Consider the following 13839-nt stretch of genomic DNA (forward strand, 5'->3'; position numbering starts at 1 on the left):
TTGAATTTTAAATCAATTTCAAACGAGGGGTTTCGCATGAAATTTATCTTTTCCCTAGATCTTAAAATTCCTTAAGATGGATCTACTAAAAATAATGGCTGATCGTATTCTACCGGAGTAGCATCGTCTACCAGGATTTTTACAATTTTTCCTGAGATTTCGGATTCAATCTGGTTAAAGAGTTTCATGGCCTCAATAACACATACTACTTTACCGGGTGTAACCTCATCGCCCACATTTACAAATACGTCTTTGTCCGGAGCAGGTTTTCTGTAGAATGTACCAATCATCGGAGATTTGATGGCAATATACTTGCTGTCATCTGCTGCAGCATCTTTCGGGGTGTCTGCTGCGGGAGCTGCCTGTGGTGCTGCTGCAGGAGCCGGTGCTGCTGCGGGAGCGGGGTACATGGCAGGTTGCGCTACATAGCTGATATTCTCATTGCCACCCAGTGGAGTTTTGATGGTAATTTCAAAATCTTTTGTTTTGTACTTTACCTCAGAAACCTCAGATTTGGAAACAAATTTGATGAGGTTTTGTATTTCTCTGATATCCATAATTTTGTTATTGTATTAAGGGCTCAAAGATACCAAAAAAACGTAAAAAACAATAAAAAACCACCCGAAATTATAAAAAATCGAGTGGTTTTTATATGAAATAGAAGTTTTTCTAAAAGTAGACTCTTAGTTCTCTTCTGTAGTTTCTTCTGTTTTTTCCATCACTACTTTACCTCTGTAGTACAATTTTCCTTCATGCCAGTGTGCTCTGTGATACAGGTGAAGTTCACCAGATGCAGCATCTTTAGCAAGTTGAGGAACTACAGCTTTGTAGTGCGTTCTTCTTTTATCTCTTCTTGTAGACGACTGTCTTCTCTTTGGATGTGCCATTGTTAATAATTTTATTAATTATTGTATGTTAATTTTTATCTCTTAATTTCTTTAAAGCGTCCCATCTGGGGTCGTTTTCGGGTTCTTCTGTTTTTTCTTCCTGTGCGGAATACTTTTCCAGTTCCTGCAGGGTTTCTTCCGGAATATCGGGCGAAATCTTTTTCATGGGAACAGAGAGCATTACATCTTCGTAAATCAGCTGTGCTGCATTGAATGCGTGGTCGTGCTGAGGGATGGTAATTACATCTTCTTCACTGTCATCATATTCTTCACCAAATTTCACCAGAACCTTGATGGTATGGTCTATCGGGTAATCAAAATTTTCATTACTGATATCGCAAACCAGATTTACCGTGCCGGAGGTCCTGATCCAGAATTCCAGAAAGGTGCTGTGTTTTTCCATCAAAACATCAGCAATAATCCGCGGATTGGTGAACTCCTGTTCGGTATCAAACTGCTTAAAGAACTCCTGATCTGCCTCAAATTGAAACGAATGCTTTCCGTCTTTCAGACCGGAAAATACGATATCATATTTTCTAAGCTTGTCCATAAAATGAGTGTGCAAAAATATGCATTTTTTTCATATTGACAAATTAATTGTCGCTAATATTTTGTTTTTCCGGATTTTCTGTAAAGTTATTACCTTTCACTTATTTATCCTTTTCTGCCGGCAGGTCTTCGTCTACACAGTTGTCGTGTCCGGATCTTCTGGGTTTCAGCCGGTCCTGCATCAGTAAATTATACTCTGTTCTGCTGCGGAAAATTTTGATCGCTGTAAAAATTGCCTCGCTGAAACTTTGTTCATCCGCCATGTTTTTTCCTGCTATGTCATACGCTACTCCATGATCCGGGGAAGTACGGATAAAGGGCAGTCCCGCCGTATAATTCACTCCCTCTGCATACGCCAGGGTTTTAAAAGGTGCCAGACCCTGGTCATGATACATGGCCAGAACGGCGTCGTAGTTTTTATATTTTTCCGGCTGAAAGAAACTGTCTGCCGGGAACGGTCCGAAGGCCATCATCCCATGGTCAAACATCTCCTGAATGGCCGGTTGTATGATTTCAATTTCTTCGCGCCCGATTTGGCCTCCGTCGCCGGCGTGCGGATTCAGACCCAAAACTGCAATTTTGGGTTTGCGGATCTGGAAATCTTCAATGAGGCATTGGTTCAGGAGTTTGATCTGTTTTTTAATTTTCTCTTTAGAGATGTTTTGTGCCACTTCTGCCAGCGGAATGTGGTGTGTAGATACCGCCACCTTCAGATCGTCTGTTACCAGAAACATCAGCCCTTTCTTACCGGCTTTTTCTTCCAGATAACCTGTGTGCCCGGCATGCGCAAAGCCTTGTTTTATCATCTCATCCTTATTGATGGGCGCGGTGACCAGTACGTCTATTTCGTTGTTCAGGAGTGCTGTGGTAGCCGCTTCCAGAGACTCTATGGCCATTTTGGTAGATTCTTCGGAGGGGGTTCCCAGGTCTACATTCACATTGTCTTTCCACAGATTTACCATATTAATTTTCTGTGGCTGGGCCTGGGATGCCTCTGTTATGTAATTGAAATTATGCTGAAGCTTGAATATATTCTTCTGATAGGTGAAAAGTTTTCCGGAACCAAAGATAACGGGTGTGAACAAATCTGTGATGCTTTTGTCCTGCAATGATTTCATAATGATTTCCGGACCAATGCCATTGAAATCACCAATGGAAATTCCTACCCGAACTTTATGTTGTTTTGAACTCATATTACTATCTTTGAATTTATTTAGAATTTTACAAATTTATAAATTTAAGACGAACTTATAGATTTTGGATTGTTCTTTCTTTTATAACCGAAGAAATTTATGTTTACAGGCATTATAGAATCTACCGGAGTGGTGGAGCACATAGAACACAGCGGAGCGAATATTCACTTTACGCTGAGTTGCCCTTTTACCGGTGAATTAAAAATAGATCAGAGTGTGGCACATAATGGTTGTTGCCTCACGGTAGTGGCCATCAAAGATGACCGCTACACCGTGACCGCTATTGCAGAAACGCTGGAAAAAACAAATCTGGGAAGCTGGGAAACCGGCACCGTGGTCAATCTGGAGCGGTGTGTACAGATGAACGGCCGGCTGGATGGTCATATTGTTCAGGGGCATGTAGATAAAACCGGTAAAGTTATTTCCATTGAAAATAAAGACGGCAGTTATTTCATTACTTTTCAGTATGATAACCATGAGGGAGCCTTCGTCACGGTTCCTCAGGGGTCTGTTACGGTAAACGGAATCAGCCTTACCGTGGCCAGAAGCGGAGCCGATGACTTCTCTGTAGCCATAATTCCCTATACCTGGGAATTTACAAATCTTCAGTTTCTGAAGCCGGGAGATCTGGTGAACCTGGAGTTTGACATCATTGGCAAATATATTGCAAAACTGATTTCCACCAATGCCCACATCAAATTATAAAAGATACAGCCTGCGTACCCGTGTGTTCAGCGGGTTTATCATCATCTGTGTACTCAGTATGGCCAGTGCCGCGTACATATCTTATTTGCTCCTGAAGCGCAATGCCGAGGAACAGAGCAGAACAGATATGCAGAACCGTACCAACCAGCTGATGGCAGCGCTGGATTATGCGGTGAGCCTGGAACCCATCAGTACAGAACAGATTCCGGAGGTGCTGGGCAGTAAAATCCTGGAAATCTCAGATATTACCAAACAGGATATCATTATTTATGATCTGAACGGTCAATATTTATTGTCTAACCGCCAGCGCAGTCAGGTATCCCAGAAGGAAATGCCGGAAAGCGTTCTCCATGAAGTGATTACCTATAACAGAAGGGTAGATGTCAAAGAGTATGACCAGGCAGTGGGATCCAACAAAACATCATCCTACATCACCTTTCAGAATAATGCCATGGAGCCGATAGGGGTGGTATATTTTCCGTATTATCACAGTGACAGTGCACATGTAGAGCTCCTCAATAAGTATATGAAACTTATTGCTTTGGTGAATATCGGCATTATTGCCCTGAGTATTTTGCTTAGCTGGTTTATTTCTAAGAATCTGACCAAGGCAATTTCTAACTTTTCGGATATTATTACCCGTATTACGCTCTTTGACAAGGATATGGCGCCGATTAAATACTATCAGAATGATGAACTGGGCGCTTTGGTGAAAGCCTATAATAAGATGATCTTGCAGATTCAGGATCATAAGGATCGCCTGGCATTCAGTGAAAAGGAAAAAGCCTGGCGAGAAATGGCAAAGCAGGTTGCCCATGAGGTGAAAAACCCGCTTACACCCATGAAACTGACCATACAGAATTTTGCCCGAAGATTTGATCCCGATGCTCCCGATATTAGAGAAAGACTAAGAGAAATGACCGATTCGGTGGTGCATCAGATTGATCTGGTGGCTACCGTGGCTACCGCTTTTTCACAATTTGCGCAATTGCCCGAAAAGCAAAATGAAACCTTTAACCTGAATAAAGAAATTGAATCCATACTGCGCATCTTCAATAATGACCGTATTTTTGTGCATGCCAATAAAGAAGATATTATGGTCAATATGGACCGGATTTATCTGAACCGGATTCTGACCAACCTGATTACCAATGCCAAACAGGCGGTGGAAGATCATAAGCAACCCATTATTAATGTGGATGTGGAGCAGATCAATAAAAGAGTGGTGATTTTTGTGGAAGATAATGGCGTGGGCATCCCGGAGCATATGCAGGAACGTATTTTTGAGCCCAGTTTTACCTCCAAATCCTCAGGGATGGGCCTGGGACTGACGATGGTCCGCAAAATGGTGGAAGACTACGGCGGCGAAATTACGGTAAAATCTGAGGTGGGTAAGGGCGCCAAGTTCATTATTTCTTTACCGAATAATCTGTAATGAAACCTTTCGTTTTTCAGCAATTTCAGATTCTGCAGGATGACGAAGTGTTCCGGGTAGGCACAGACGGGGTGTTGCTGGGTGTGCTATGTGAAGTAAAAAATGCATCCAGGGTGCTGGAAGTGGGAGCGGGAACCGGTGTGATTTCCCTCATGCTGGCACAGCGAAATCCTGAGGCGTGTTTCACGGCTCTGGATGTAAACCCCAAGGCAGCAGAACTGGCTGCACTGAATTTTAATCAGTCGCCTTTTTCAGAAAGAATGCGGGTGTTGCATCAGGATTTTAAAAGCTTTGAATCTGCAGAGTGCTTTCATCTCATTGTGTGCAATCCGCCGTATTTTGAGGTCAATGATTCAGATAAAGACGTCCTGGCCCGGCAGACGCTGGAGCTGGACTGGCGGGTGTTGCTGGATGCTTCCTTTCCGCTGTTGGAAGACTGCGGTAGGATTTCTGTCATTATTCCCTCAGAAACTGCTCCGGAAATGGAGCAATATGCTGCAGGGTTGGGGTTGTTTCTGCTGCGTAAGGTTAATGTTTTTGGCATCAGAAACGGAGTGCTGAAAAGAAATGTTCTTGAATTTTCAAAAACCTCCGGCGAAATGGTAACCGAAGATTTCGTCATTGAAAAAAGTCCGAGAAATTACTCGGACCAATATCTTGAGGTGACCAAAGATTTTCATGTCTTTGGAAAAAAATAATCTTTTTATTCAAATAATTCGGCGGTAGAAAGTACAGATACTTTACCGTCTTCGCAGCGGATGGCTTCACCGGGGAAATTTTGGATCATGTGGTAGTCATGCGTGGCCATCAGTACGGCGGCGTGGTTCTCTATGGCTACCTGTTTCAGCAGGGTCATGATTTCGTTGGACGTTTCGGGGTCCAGGTTTCCGGTAGGTTCATCGGCCAGAATCAGCTCGGGATGATTCAGCAGAGCACGCGCTATGGCTACACGCTGTTGCTCACCGCCGGAAAGCTGGTGGGGCATTTTGTGTTTCTTGGTCTTCATGCCTACGCTGGCCAGCACTTCATTAATGCGGTCATCTGTTTTCACTTTATCTGTCCAGCCGGTCGCTTCCAGCACGAATTTCAGGTTTTTCTCTACCGTACGGTCCGGCAACAGCTGGAAGTCCTGGAAAACAATTCCCAGTTTGCGCCGCAAATCCGGCACCTGGCTGGTCTTCAGGTTCGCAAGATCAAAACCCGCTACATTTCCCTGTCCGCCACCCAGTGGGATGTGTCCGTAGAGGGTTTTCAGCAGGGAGCTTTTCCCCGAGCCTGTTTTCCCGATGAGGTAGCAGAATTTTCCTTTCTGTATGTGAAGGTCTACATTGCTGAGTACCACTACATTTTTTTGGGAAATGGTGGCATGGCTCAGGTTGATGATGTTATCTCCGGTTTCGTGTCTGTGCGGCATCTTTGGATATGAGTTTTTGTGTTGAAATATAAGTTTTCAAAAGTATAAAAACTTACAGATTAAACCTAAGTTTTAGGATAGTTTAACAACAAAAAATGCCTGAAAAATTTCTTTTTCAAGCATAGGTGTATTCGGAAACAGAGGGTTATCTCTTCGCGCGTGCAGCACTTACAGTTAAACTCTTTCTGCCTTTTGCTCTTCTTGCAGCCAATACTCTTCTACCGTTTGGCGTAGACATTCTTTCTCTGAAACCGTGTTTGTTTCTTCTCTTTCTTTCTGATGGCTGGAATGTTCTTTTGCTCATTGCTCAATATTTTTAGTAAATACAGTCTTGTTTTTTCAGATTGCAAAGATATGAAACTTTTTATTCTCTGCAAATTAATTTTTAAAAGTTTAAAGTTCAGCTCTGTTTACATAAGATTTCCCTTCTTTTTACGGAAATAGACCTCCAGGCTCATCATTGCATTTACATATAATCCTCTTTTTTCAGCTTGGCGCCCGTGTACAGACCATTTTCCGTCCTTATTCTGGTGTACGTGATTCTTTCCTTATAATGAGTTTGTCTTAGAGCCGGGCCTGCATGTTTAGATTGATTTGACGTGGGCAGCCATTTTACCGCTACGAGAATCCCTCCTTTGGGAAAAGGGATTGCATGTTTTTGCATGTCTAATGAAACCATGCCTCTTGCTTTGTTTCGGGGCGTATAGGTAATGCTTGTGTTATTCAGTTTTTGGGCGGGCATACGGGTCAAAGAATCAATTTCGTAAAAGTTAATTTCCAAAGTAGTGAGATGGTGTTCTTTTTCAGTTTTGTGAAAAAATAGTTTTACAGATGATACTCTTCCTGTTTCATGATGATGATTTCTGAATCTTAATCCCATTTCAGTATGTGGCAGCGTTATGAATCGACTATTCATTTCCTGCTTCAGCCCGTACGAAAAACTCACTTTTTCATAGTCCTTTTCGTTGATTTCTACAGTTTCTATATCAGCCGTACGCAGTGGTTCTTCCTGCGCGTGCAGCATCATGCTGCCAAAGAGGATCAGCAAAAATATTTTTTTCATCGGGATGTCATTTTTGTGATTTTGTTTCATGATGAACGTCCGTTCGCAGATTTTCTTGTGCGAGATCATTTTTTTCTCTCTGTAAATGGCAAAATTCCTACCGCCTAAAATCTTATCTTTGCAAAAATCTAAAATTCTATGTTTACTCCTGCTGAAATTTCAGAAATTCAAAATCTTGTGGTGCCCGGGAAAAAAATTGTGATCATCACCCATTATAATCCGGATGGAGATGCCATAGGTTCCAGTCTGGGACTCAAACATTTTCTGAAGCAAAAAGGCGTGGAGGCAGAGGTGATTGTACCGAACGATTTCCCGAAATTCCTGAAGTGGATGCCGGAGGCAAAGCAAATCATCATTGCAGATTATAAAAGAAAACAGGCGGGCGAAGCCATTTACCATGCCGATGTCATTTTTGTGCTGGATTTCAATGCGTCTCACCGTGCCGGAAATCTGGTAGGTCCCTGGATTGAAAAAGCCAAAGCGGTGAAAATCCTCATTGACCATCATCAGCAGCCGGATGATTTTGATTTCGTGTATTCAGATGTTACCGTGCCGGCCACCTGCCAGATGGTGTATCATTTTATTGAGACTTTGCAGGAGGAGCATCTGGTGAATACAGATGTGGCACAATGCCTTTACACCGGCATCATGACCGATACCGGCGGTTTCCGTTTCCGCTCTACCAGTGCTGCCACACACAGAATTGTAGCAAATCTTATAGAAAAAGGTGCAGACCCCGCCACCATCACCTCTAATACCTGGGATACCAATACCGTCTCCAGATTGTATCTTCTGTCTCTGATTCTGGGTAGAATAGAAGTAGTGAAAGACGGCAAAGTGGCCATTCTCTGGCTGAAACGTAAGGAATTGCAGGAATTCGGATTCCAGAAAGGGGATACCGAAGGTTTTGTAAATTACGGTCTCAGCATCATGGGAACGCAGGTTTCGGCGTTTTTCATGGAGGATTTGTATGAAGATTTCATTAAAATTTCTTTCCGGTCAAAAGATCAGGTAGATGTGAACCAATTCTCGCGGAAATACTTTCATGGCGGTGGACACATCAATGCAGCAGGCGGAAAGTACTACAAATCCATTGAGGAAACCATCGAAGATTTTAAAGAAAAAATTGAGGCCGAAGATTTTTAAGGTTCATCGCATTCCACAGTTTCCACGCGGGTAAAAAGTGCTTCAAACTTACGGTTCATCGCTTCATCCCGGCTTGCTCGCTTTATTTGGTCATTGGCGCAGTTGCCCCACCCAAAAGTGATGAGGTTAATGTAAGCGTAATCCAGATATGCTGTGCTCTGGCTCTCCGCTCTGAAATTCTGCATCAGGCGTTCCGGGTCTGCATTATTCAGACCTTGAGACTGCACGTGGGTTTCCCACACTTTCAGCAGATGTTCTTTGCCACCGGTAAGCGCATCTGCATACTCTGCACATTGTGTATTGAAGCGGGAAGTTTTCAGAATTTCAGGCCGGGTAAAGGCCTTTGCTTCTGTAGATACCAATTCATAGTAGTCTTCCAGTTCCTGCAGGTCGGTTTTGTGAATAGTGTGCCAGTAAGGATCCTTTGGAAGTGTAAGACCGGTCAGCTTTTTGCGGGCTTCCTGGTACTGTTTGCTGATTCTGTTCAGATAATTGTCTTTTTCCTCCCGGATTTGATGAAGATTGCGAAGATGAAATACGCCCGGCGACTCTATACTTCCTGAATGATCGCGCCAAAGGGTAAAAGCGCCCTCTATTTCTTGCAGGGATATGTTTTCGGGATGGTAATAGCCTTTGTATTGGCACAGCTCATCTGTATAACTGAAGATTTGCAGACTTGTTGCGGCTGTTTGTTGAGAAGTGGAATCGGGCAGCAAAGTGTCATAGTGATGCTCTTTGCCATACACTTCTTCCACGGCAATATCAGCGACCTGTTCAGCAGGTTTTTTGCAAGCGGTGAGCGTGGCTATGCAGAGTACAATTGTGATGTATCTCAACGTCAATGTTTTAAATTATTAAACAGGATTCAGTCTAAAATATGAGATGCTTCGGCAGGTTGTGGAGCAGCTCGGTATTCACAATGGCAGCGCAGATTTCCGGTTTTTCCCACTGCCCGTTGTGTCCGCAGTCCAGCAGATAGCTTTTGATATTGGTGCGATCCGGAAGCTGTTTCAGCATCAGATCTGTTTTCACAGCGTTATCATGCTTTCCGGCAATCACCAGAATTTTTCCTTCAAAGTTTTGCATCACGGATTCCTTTCCGGTTCTCTCTGTCATGCCCTTCACTGCGGCCAGTACACCGTCGGTATCCGTAGAAAGTGCAATTTCTTTGGCCAGTTCTATTTTGCCTTCCAGAATGTCTTTTTCATTGGCATTAAACAGATTGGGAATTCCTGCCTTTACATAATTGGGATAGGCCTCCTTTATGATTCTGAAACTCTTGCGGCGCTGTTCTTTTTTTTCTTCATCATCCGGCAGGAAACTGGAGAAAAAGAGGGTTAATGATTTCAGGGAATCGGCAAACTGACCGGCGAAAGCCAGTGAGGTATAGCCGCCCATAGAGTGGCCCAGCAAGTGAAACTGGGGTAAATTTAAATGTGTGGTCACTTTTTGTACTTCCCCAGCCATCAGCTCCATGGTGTGAATTTCGCCATACATTCCGGATTTTCCGTGGCCGGGCAAATCAATTTTAATGAGGGAGAAATTGTCTGCCAGGTACTTTTCCATGTCACTCCAGATGGTGTTGTTTTCCATAAAGCCGTGCAGCAATACCAGTGGTTCTTTTCCTTTCCCGGATATTTCGTAGTTCAGCATCTTTTCGTTTTTTGGTTGATGTTAAAAATAAATGTCAATATAATCCGTAAGTCCGTCACAATGTTCCATATTCTGAAGCCGCCAGTACTGTCTTTTCCCGGTAGCAAGAAAGGTCTGCACGCCGGTACGGATGCATGGTTCTTCACCCATCGCTTTATGTTCTATAGTTCCTTCAAAGTCCAGTTGAATATCAGAAACCTGGGTGATTTCGCCTTCAACTTTCAGGTAGTCGGTACCTTTAATTTGTTTGCCGGAAACTTTGTAGCGGTTTCCTTCTGTTTTAATGAAGTTTATGCTGCCCCATTTTTCCCAGTCTATCCATTGCAGCGTAAGACCGTGTGTTCCGCTCAGGTCTTTCAGGGTGCTGCCGGGCGCTGTGTAAAGTTGCTCTTCTGCTACGGGTTGTGGTTCTGCTGTTTGCAGGTTGGTGGAGTCCACTGTTTGTGATAATCCTACGGAGTCGGCGTGTTTTTCCTGAGCGATTTCTGTAATTCCGGTTTCCTTTGGATTACAGGAACAGATCATCAGTGCAGAAGATAAAAGGAGCAGTAGCTTCATTTGGGTCGGTTTTGGTGTGTTATGGTCAACAAATATTGTGCAAACCATAGGTTGCCACCGTGTGTTTTTAAAAATGAATGTCAATATATTCCACGAACCCGTCAGCGCCTATTTTATTCTGCAGTCTCCAGTACGGTCCGGTTTTTTCGTCTTTAAAAGAGGTTTTTTTGGTGCGGTTAAAAGATTTTCCGTTAATGGTCTGCTTGATTTTACCTTCAAAATTCAGATACTTCTCGGTCACCAGTTCGATATTTCCGTTAATCTGAAGTTTGTTTTTTCCACTGCTGATGCTGCCGGAAACTTCATATTCATCCCGTCCTGTCTTTACGAAATTCACCGTTCCCGATCCGCTGATTTCACTATGTGTAATTTTATGAGAGCCACTGAGATTTCGGTAGATATTTTTATTGTTCAGCGCGCGGATGCTGTCGTTATAGGCCATGCGGGATGCATTAATGGAATCAATAATGCGCAGGGTGTCCTGCAAGCGCTGAGTTTCGTATTTTTCTGCATTTTTATTACACGAGGCCAGAGCCAGAACTGCTATGATCAGTGGAATTTTCTTCATGAAAGAGTATTTTTCCAAATGTATGAATTTTACTGAGTTTAATGCTTAAAAACGAGGTCCGCAGGCAAAATTTAATGAAAGGATGGGGAGTGGATTCAGTGAAGTGATATCCCGGATTGTGCCAAAGATTGTATCTTTAACCCTTCAATCTTAAACATGAAAAGAATAGTATTCATCATTATTACAGGTGCGCTGCTCGGGCTGCAGTCCTGTACGGTAACAACTGCAGGAAAGGTCTCCACCGTAAAAGAACAGTTGGAAAATGGCGCTTTTCTGGTAGATGTGCGCACACCGGAAGAGTTTGAGGAGGGCTCTGTAAATGGAGCTGTGAATATTCCGCTTTCGGAAATTGAGTCCCGCATTGCTGAATTTCAGGATAAGCCTTCGGTCATCGTTTTTTGCCGCAGCGGAATCCGGGCAGGCGAGGCAAAGCAGATTCTGGAAGAAAACGGGATCAGTAATGTGACCAATGGAGTCAATACCGAAAATATTGAAAAAGAACTCCGGTAATCTACAGACTGCCGGAGCTCTGAATTTTTAATAGGAATTTTTATAATAATTAATGCCGCATTGCAGGAATTTTTTGAAGACTTCCTTGTCACTGTTGTATCCTTTAAATGGATGGTTAATTACTTTGCCGTCTGGCGTTACCAAAACATAAACGGGCTGGGTATTGTCATTAAAATTCACCTGCTGAAAAAGACTCCAGCGGTCGCCGATGGTTTTAATTCTCTTCATTTGCCCGTTACCCATATCAATACGGGTTTGCTGCTCCTCCGGCAGTTCTTCCTTATCATCCACATACAGGGAAGTCAGAATCACATCATTTTGTAAAATAGGGAGAATGTCCGGCTCGCTCCAAACAAATTCTTCCATTTTCCGGCAGTTTTCACAGCCATAACCGGTAAAGTCTATCAGAATCGGTTTGTTTTCCCGCTGTGCCGTTTGTACAGCTTCAAAATAGTCGTGCTCCGGTTTCATGCCCAGAATGCCGTCTTCCACATCATGAAAATAACTCACATTCAGCGGGGGCAGAATCCCGGAAAGCATCTGTAATTTTGGCCGCTCTCCCGGAATCAGTCCCTGAACCAGATACACCAGAAAACCGATGCTCAGGAGGCCTACTGCTTTTCTGCCGGTAGAAATTTTAGCTTTTTTATCGTCATGCGGAAAGCGGATGAGACCAAATAAATAGAGAATAATCCCGATGGTGATGATGATCCACAACACAATGAATAATTCGCGCTTCAGCAGGAAGGTTTTGGATACCAGATCTGCTTTGGACAGGAATTTTAACGCCAGTCCCAATTCTACAAACCCCAGAAATACTTTTACGGTATTCATCCATCCTCCGGATTTTGGCAAACTTTGCAGCGCCTGAGGGAATAATGCCAGAATTCCGAATACGATAGCCCATGCCAGACCAAATCCGGCCAGGGCGAAGGTGAGCAGCATAGGTACATTTGCAGAACCGGTCACCGCACTTCCCAGTAAGGAGCCCAATATAGGTCCAGTACAGGAAAATGATACGATGACCAGCGTCAGTGCCATGAAAAATATCCCGATCAGTCCCCCGGCTTCCTCTGCCTTGGATGATCTGTTGGCAATGGAACTGGGCAGAGTAATATCAAAATATCCGAAGAAACTGAATGCAAAAATCATAAATACGGCAAAGAAAAAGAGATTCAGTCCCACCGACGTGGAAATCTGATTGAAGATGTTTCCCGCAATACCGTCTATCAGATGAAATGGAATGCTCAGTGCGGTAAAAATCGCAAAGATGAAAAACCCGTAGGTCATGGCATCACGGATTCCCCGGGATTTGTTTTTATTCCCTTTGGTAAAGAATGAAACGGTGAGCGGAATCATAGGGAACACGCATGGGGTAAGTAATGCAATCATTCCCCCCAGAAATCCCAGAATGAGATAGGTGAGGTAGTTTTCATCATTCTGTTGCTTGGTTTCGCCACAGTCGGTCAGCGGATTCTGATAATCCAGGCTGCTGATTTTCAGTTCCTTTGGGTCCAGTGCGGTAGCAGATACAGGGTCTTTTGTATTTGCTGCTGCTTCCGGGGTTTCAGAATCAGCCACAATCGTGTTTTCAGCGGTCTGTTCCGGTTCATCCACAGTAGCTGTGGTGGCCGCAGCGGCCGGATCTCCGGGAATGGTTTTTTCAAATTCAATGGTATTCGGTGCCAGACAAACCCTGTCGTCACAAGTCTGGTATGTAAATTCTGCCATAATGGTGGCAGGTCTTGCGGGAGTTTTCAGCCGGAATTTTTGTTTGAATTTGGCGGAATTGGAATAATATACAATCTGAGCACCAAATGCTTCAGAAAATTCATCATGTTTCTTTCCAACCTCCACTGTACCGCCAATCAGTTCTATGCCTTCTTTTGAAGTGATGATGAGCTCGGTGGGAATCCCGCTGTCGGGCGGCAGGTCTTTGGAGTAAATGTGCCAGCCGCTTTCCATTTTGGCTGTGATTACAGCTTCATACTGGTTTTCACCCACAGGTAAAACTTCATAAGTGAGTTTTACGGGATTTTTAATTTGTGCAGACAGTCCCTGAAAAAGGAACAGTAATATGAGGACTAAATAATTTCTAAACTTCATTCTGATCATATTGCAAAACCGGATTTTTTCATGAGCCGGCTTTAAATTTTTT

Annotated in this window: 17 protein-coding genes; 5 read left to right on the forward strand and 12 right to left on the reverse strand. The window is 43.5% G+C overall.

Annotated features, from left to right (window positions below):
- Positions 1–71 precede the first annotated feature (71 nt).
- The 4 genes from accB to pdxA form a co-directional block, all read right to left on the reverse strand.
- Complete coding sequence (gene accB, locus LKO26_RS01755; protein WP_227586083.1) at positions 72–557, reverse strand: acetyl-CoA carboxylase biotin carboxyl carrier protein; 486 nt, start codon at positions 555–557, stop codon at positions 72–74.
- A 126-nt stretch (positions 558–683) separates the two neighbouring features.
- Complete coding sequence (gene rpmF / locus LKO26_RS01760) at positions 684–887, reverse strand: 50S ribosomal protein L32 (protein WP_227586084.1); 204 nt, start codon at positions 885–887, stop codon at positions 684–686.
- Positions 888–915: 28 nt separating this feature from the next.
- Complete coding sequence (locus LKO26_RS01765) at positions 916–1437, reverse strand: YceD family protein (protein ID WP_227586085.1); 522 nt, start codon at positions 1435–1437, stop codon at positions 916–918.
- A 100-nt stretch (positions 1438–1537) separates the two neighbouring features.
- Positions 1538–2629, reverse strand: a complete 1092-nt coding sequence (gene pdxA, locus LKO26_RS01770) for a 4-hydroxythreonine-4-phosphate dehydrogenase PdxA (RefSeq protein WP_227586086.1) — start codon at positions 2627–2629, stop codon at positions 1538–1540.
- A gap of 99 nt (positions 2630–2728) precedes the next feature.
- Between pdxA and LKO26_RS01775 the strand changes: the two genes are divergently transcribed.
- The 3 genes from LKO26_RS01775 to LKO26_RS01785 are packed head-to-tail and all read left to right on the forward strand — an operon-like array spanning position 2729 to position 5467.
- Positions 2729–3334: a riboflavin synthase gene (locus LKO26_RS01775; RefSeq protein ID WP_227586087.1), complete on the forward strand. Its 606-nt coding sequence runs from the start codon at positions 2729–2731 to the stop codon at positions 3332–3334.
- Positions 3315–4769 carry a sensor histidine kinase gene (locus LKO26_RS01780; protein WP_227586088.1) on the forward strand — a complete coding sequence of 485 codons (1455 nt, stop codon included), beginning with the start codon at positions 3315–3317 and terminating at the stop codon, positions 4767–4769. Before LKO26_RS01775 ends, LKO26_RS01780 begins: the two co-directional genes overlap by 20 nt.
- Entirely contained in the window at positions 4769–5467 is a 699-nt protein-coding gene (locus LKO26_RS01785; protein WP_227586089.1) for a tRNA1(Val) (adenine(37)-N6)-methyltransferase, read from the forward strand. Before LKO26_RS01780 ends, LKO26_RS01785 begins: the two co-directional genes overlap by 1 nt.
- A 5-nt stretch (positions 5468–5472) precedes the next feature.
- On the opposite strand, the gene LKO26_RS01790 is transcribed toward LKO26_RS01785, so the two are convergent.
- The 3 genes from LKO26_RS01790 to LKO26_RS01800 all read right to left on the reverse strand — a co-directional run bounded on the left by LKO26_RS01790 (position 5473) and on the right by LKO26_RS01800 (position 7246).
- Complete coding sequence (locus LKO26_RS01790; RefSeq protein ID WP_227586090.1) at positions 5473–6183, reverse strand: cell division ATP-binding protein FtsE; 711 nt, start codon at positions 6181–6183, stop codon at positions 5473–5475.
- A gap of 145 nt (positions 6184–6328) precedes the next feature.
- A complete protein-coding gene (gene rpmH / locus LKO26_RS01795) occupies positions 6329–6487 on the reverse strand; it encodes a 50S ribosomal protein L34 (RefSeq protein WP_039365072.1) in 159 nt (52 codons plus the stop codon).
- Between the two features lie 162 nt (positions 6488–6649).
- Positions 6650–7246: a hypothetical protein gene (locus LKO26_RS01800; protein ID WP_227586091.1), complete on the reverse strand. Its 597-nt coding sequence runs from the start codon at positions 7244–7246 to the stop codon at positions 6650–6652.
- 138 nt (positions 7247–7384) lie between these two features.
- On the opposite strand from LKO26_RS01800, the gene LKO26_RS01805 reads away from it, so the two are divergent.
- The gene (locus LKO26_RS01805) at positions 7385–8392 is read left to right on the forward strand and encodes a DHH family phosphoesterase (protein ID WP_227586092.1); all 1008 of its coding nucleotides are present in this window, start codon (positions 7385–7387) and stop codon (positions 8390–8392) included.
- Here the strand turns inward: LKO26_RS01805 and LKO26_RS01810 are convergent.
- The 4 genes from LKO26_RS01810 to LKO26_RS01825 form a co-directional block, all read right to left on the reverse strand.
- A complete protein-coding gene (locus LKO26_RS01810; RefSeq protein ID WP_227586093.1) occupies positions 8389–9228 on the reverse strand; it encodes a hypothetical protein in 840 nt (279 codons plus the stop codon). The genes LKO26_RS01805 and LKO26_RS01810 overlap by 4 nt on opposite strands.
- A gap of 34 nt (positions 9229–9262) precedes the next feature.
- Positions 9263–10045: an alpha/beta fold hydrolase gene (locus tag LKO26_RS01815; protein ID WP_227586094.1), complete on the reverse strand. Its 783-nt coding sequence runs from the start codon at positions 10043–10045 to the stop codon at positions 9263–9265.
- A gap of 21 nt (positions 10046–10066) precedes the next feature.
- Entirely contained in the window at positions 10067–10603 is a 537-nt protein-coding gene (locus LKO26_RS01820) for a hypothetical protein (protein ID WP_227586095.1), read from the reverse strand.
- A 67-nt stretch (positions 10604–10670) separates the two neighbouring features.
- The gene (locus tag LKO26_RS01825) at positions 10671–11171 is read right to left on the reverse strand and encodes a hypothetical protein (RefSeq protein WP_227586096.1); all 501 of its coding nucleotides are present in this window, start codon (positions 11169–11171) and stop codon (positions 10671–10673) included.
- A gap of 156 nt (positions 11172–11327) precedes the next feature.
- Between LKO26_RS01825 and LKO26_RS01830 the strand changes: the two genes are divergently transcribed.
- Entirely contained in the window at positions 11328–11681 is a 354-nt protein-coding gene (locus LKO26_RS01830; RefSeq protein WP_227586097.1) for a rhodanese-like domain-containing protein, read from the forward strand.
- A gap of 27 nt (positions 11682–11708) precedes the next feature.
- Here the strand turns inward: LKO26_RS01830 and LKO26_RS01835 are convergent, their stop codons facing one another.
- Complete coding sequence (locus LKO26_RS01835; protein WP_227586098.1) at positions 11709–13787, reverse strand: cytochrome c biogenesis protein CcdA; 2079 nt, start codon at positions 13785–13787, stop codon at positions 11709–11711.
- Positions 13788–13839 lie beyond the last annotated feature (52 nt).

This window comes from Chryseobacterium sp. MFBS3-17 (genome assembly GCF_020687745.1).
Taxonomy (GTDB): domain Bacteria; phylum Bacteroidota; class Bacteroidia; order Flavobacteriales; family Weeksellaceae; genus Marnyiella.

What these genes read in the sequence shown, in the direction of transcription:
- LKO26_RS01820 (WP_227586095.1), bottom strand. Translation starts at nt 10,603, where the DNA reads ATGAAGCTACTGCTCCTTTTATCTTCTGCACTGATGATCTGTTCCTGT.
- LKO26_RS01805 (WP_227586092.1), top strand. Translation starts at nt 7,385, where the DNA reads ATGTTTACTCCTGCTGAAATTTCAGAAATTCAAAATCTTGTGGTGCCC.
- LKO26_RS01790 (WP_227586090.1), bottom strand. Translation starts at nt 6,183, where the DNA reads ATGCCGCACAGACACGAAACCGGAGATAACATCATCAACCTGAGCCAT.
- LKO26_RS01815 (WP_227586094.1), bottom strand. Translation starts at nt 10,045, where the DNA reads ATGCTGAACTACGAAATATCCGGGAAAGGAAAAGAACCACTGGTATTG.
- LKO26_RS01825 (WP_227586096.1), bottom strand. Translation starts at nt 11,171, where the DNA reads ATGAAGAAAATTCCACTGATCATAGCAGTTCTGGCTCTGGCCTCGTGT.
- LKO26_RS01765 (WP_227586085.1), bottom strand. Translation starts at nt 1,437, where the DNA reads ATGGACAAGCTTAGAAAATATGATATCGTATTTTCCGGTCTGAAAGAC.
- LKO26_RS01830 (WP_227586097.1), top strand. Translation starts at nt 11,328, where the DNA reads ATGAAAAGAATAGTATTCATCATTATTACAGGTGCGCTGCTCGGGCTG.
- LKO26_RS01835 (WP_227586098.1), bottom strand. Translation starts at nt 13,787, where the DNA reads ATGAAGTTTAGAAATTATTTAGTCCTCATATTACTGTTCCTTTTTCAG.
- rpmH (WP_039365072.1), bottom strand. Translation starts at nt 6,487, where the DNA reads ATGAGCAAAAGAACATTCCAGCCATCAGAAAGAAAGAGAAGAAACAAA.
- LKO26_RS01775 (WP_227586087.1), top strand. Translation starts at nt 2,729, where the DNA reads ATGTTTACAGGCATTATAGAATCTACCGGAGTGGTGGAGCACATAGAA.
- accB (WP_227586083.1), bottom strand. Translation starts at nt 557, where the DNA reads ATGGATATCAGAGAAATACAAAACCTCATCAAATTTGTTTCCAAATCT.
- pdxA (WP_227586086.1), bottom strand. Translation starts at nt 2,629, where the DNA reads ATGAGTTCAAAACAACATAAAGTTCGGGTAGGAATTTCCATTGGTGAT.
- LKO26_RS01800 (WP_227586091.1), bottom strand. Translation starts at nt 7,246, where the DNA reads ATGAAAAAAATATTTTTGCTGATCCTCTTTGGCAGCATGATGCTGCAC.
- LKO26_RS01785 (WP_227586089.1), top strand. Translation starts at nt 4,769, where the DNA reads ATGAAACCTTTCGTTTTTCAGCAATTTCAGATTCTGCAGGATGACGAA.
- LKO26_RS01780 (WP_227586088.1), top strand. Translation starts at nt 3,315, where the DNA reads ATGCCCACATCAAATTATAAAAGATACAGCCTGCGTACCCGTGTGTTC.
- rpmF (WP_227586084.1), bottom strand. Translation starts at nt 887, where the DNA reads ATGGCACATCCAAAGAGAAGACAGTCGTCTACAAGAAGAGATAAAAGA.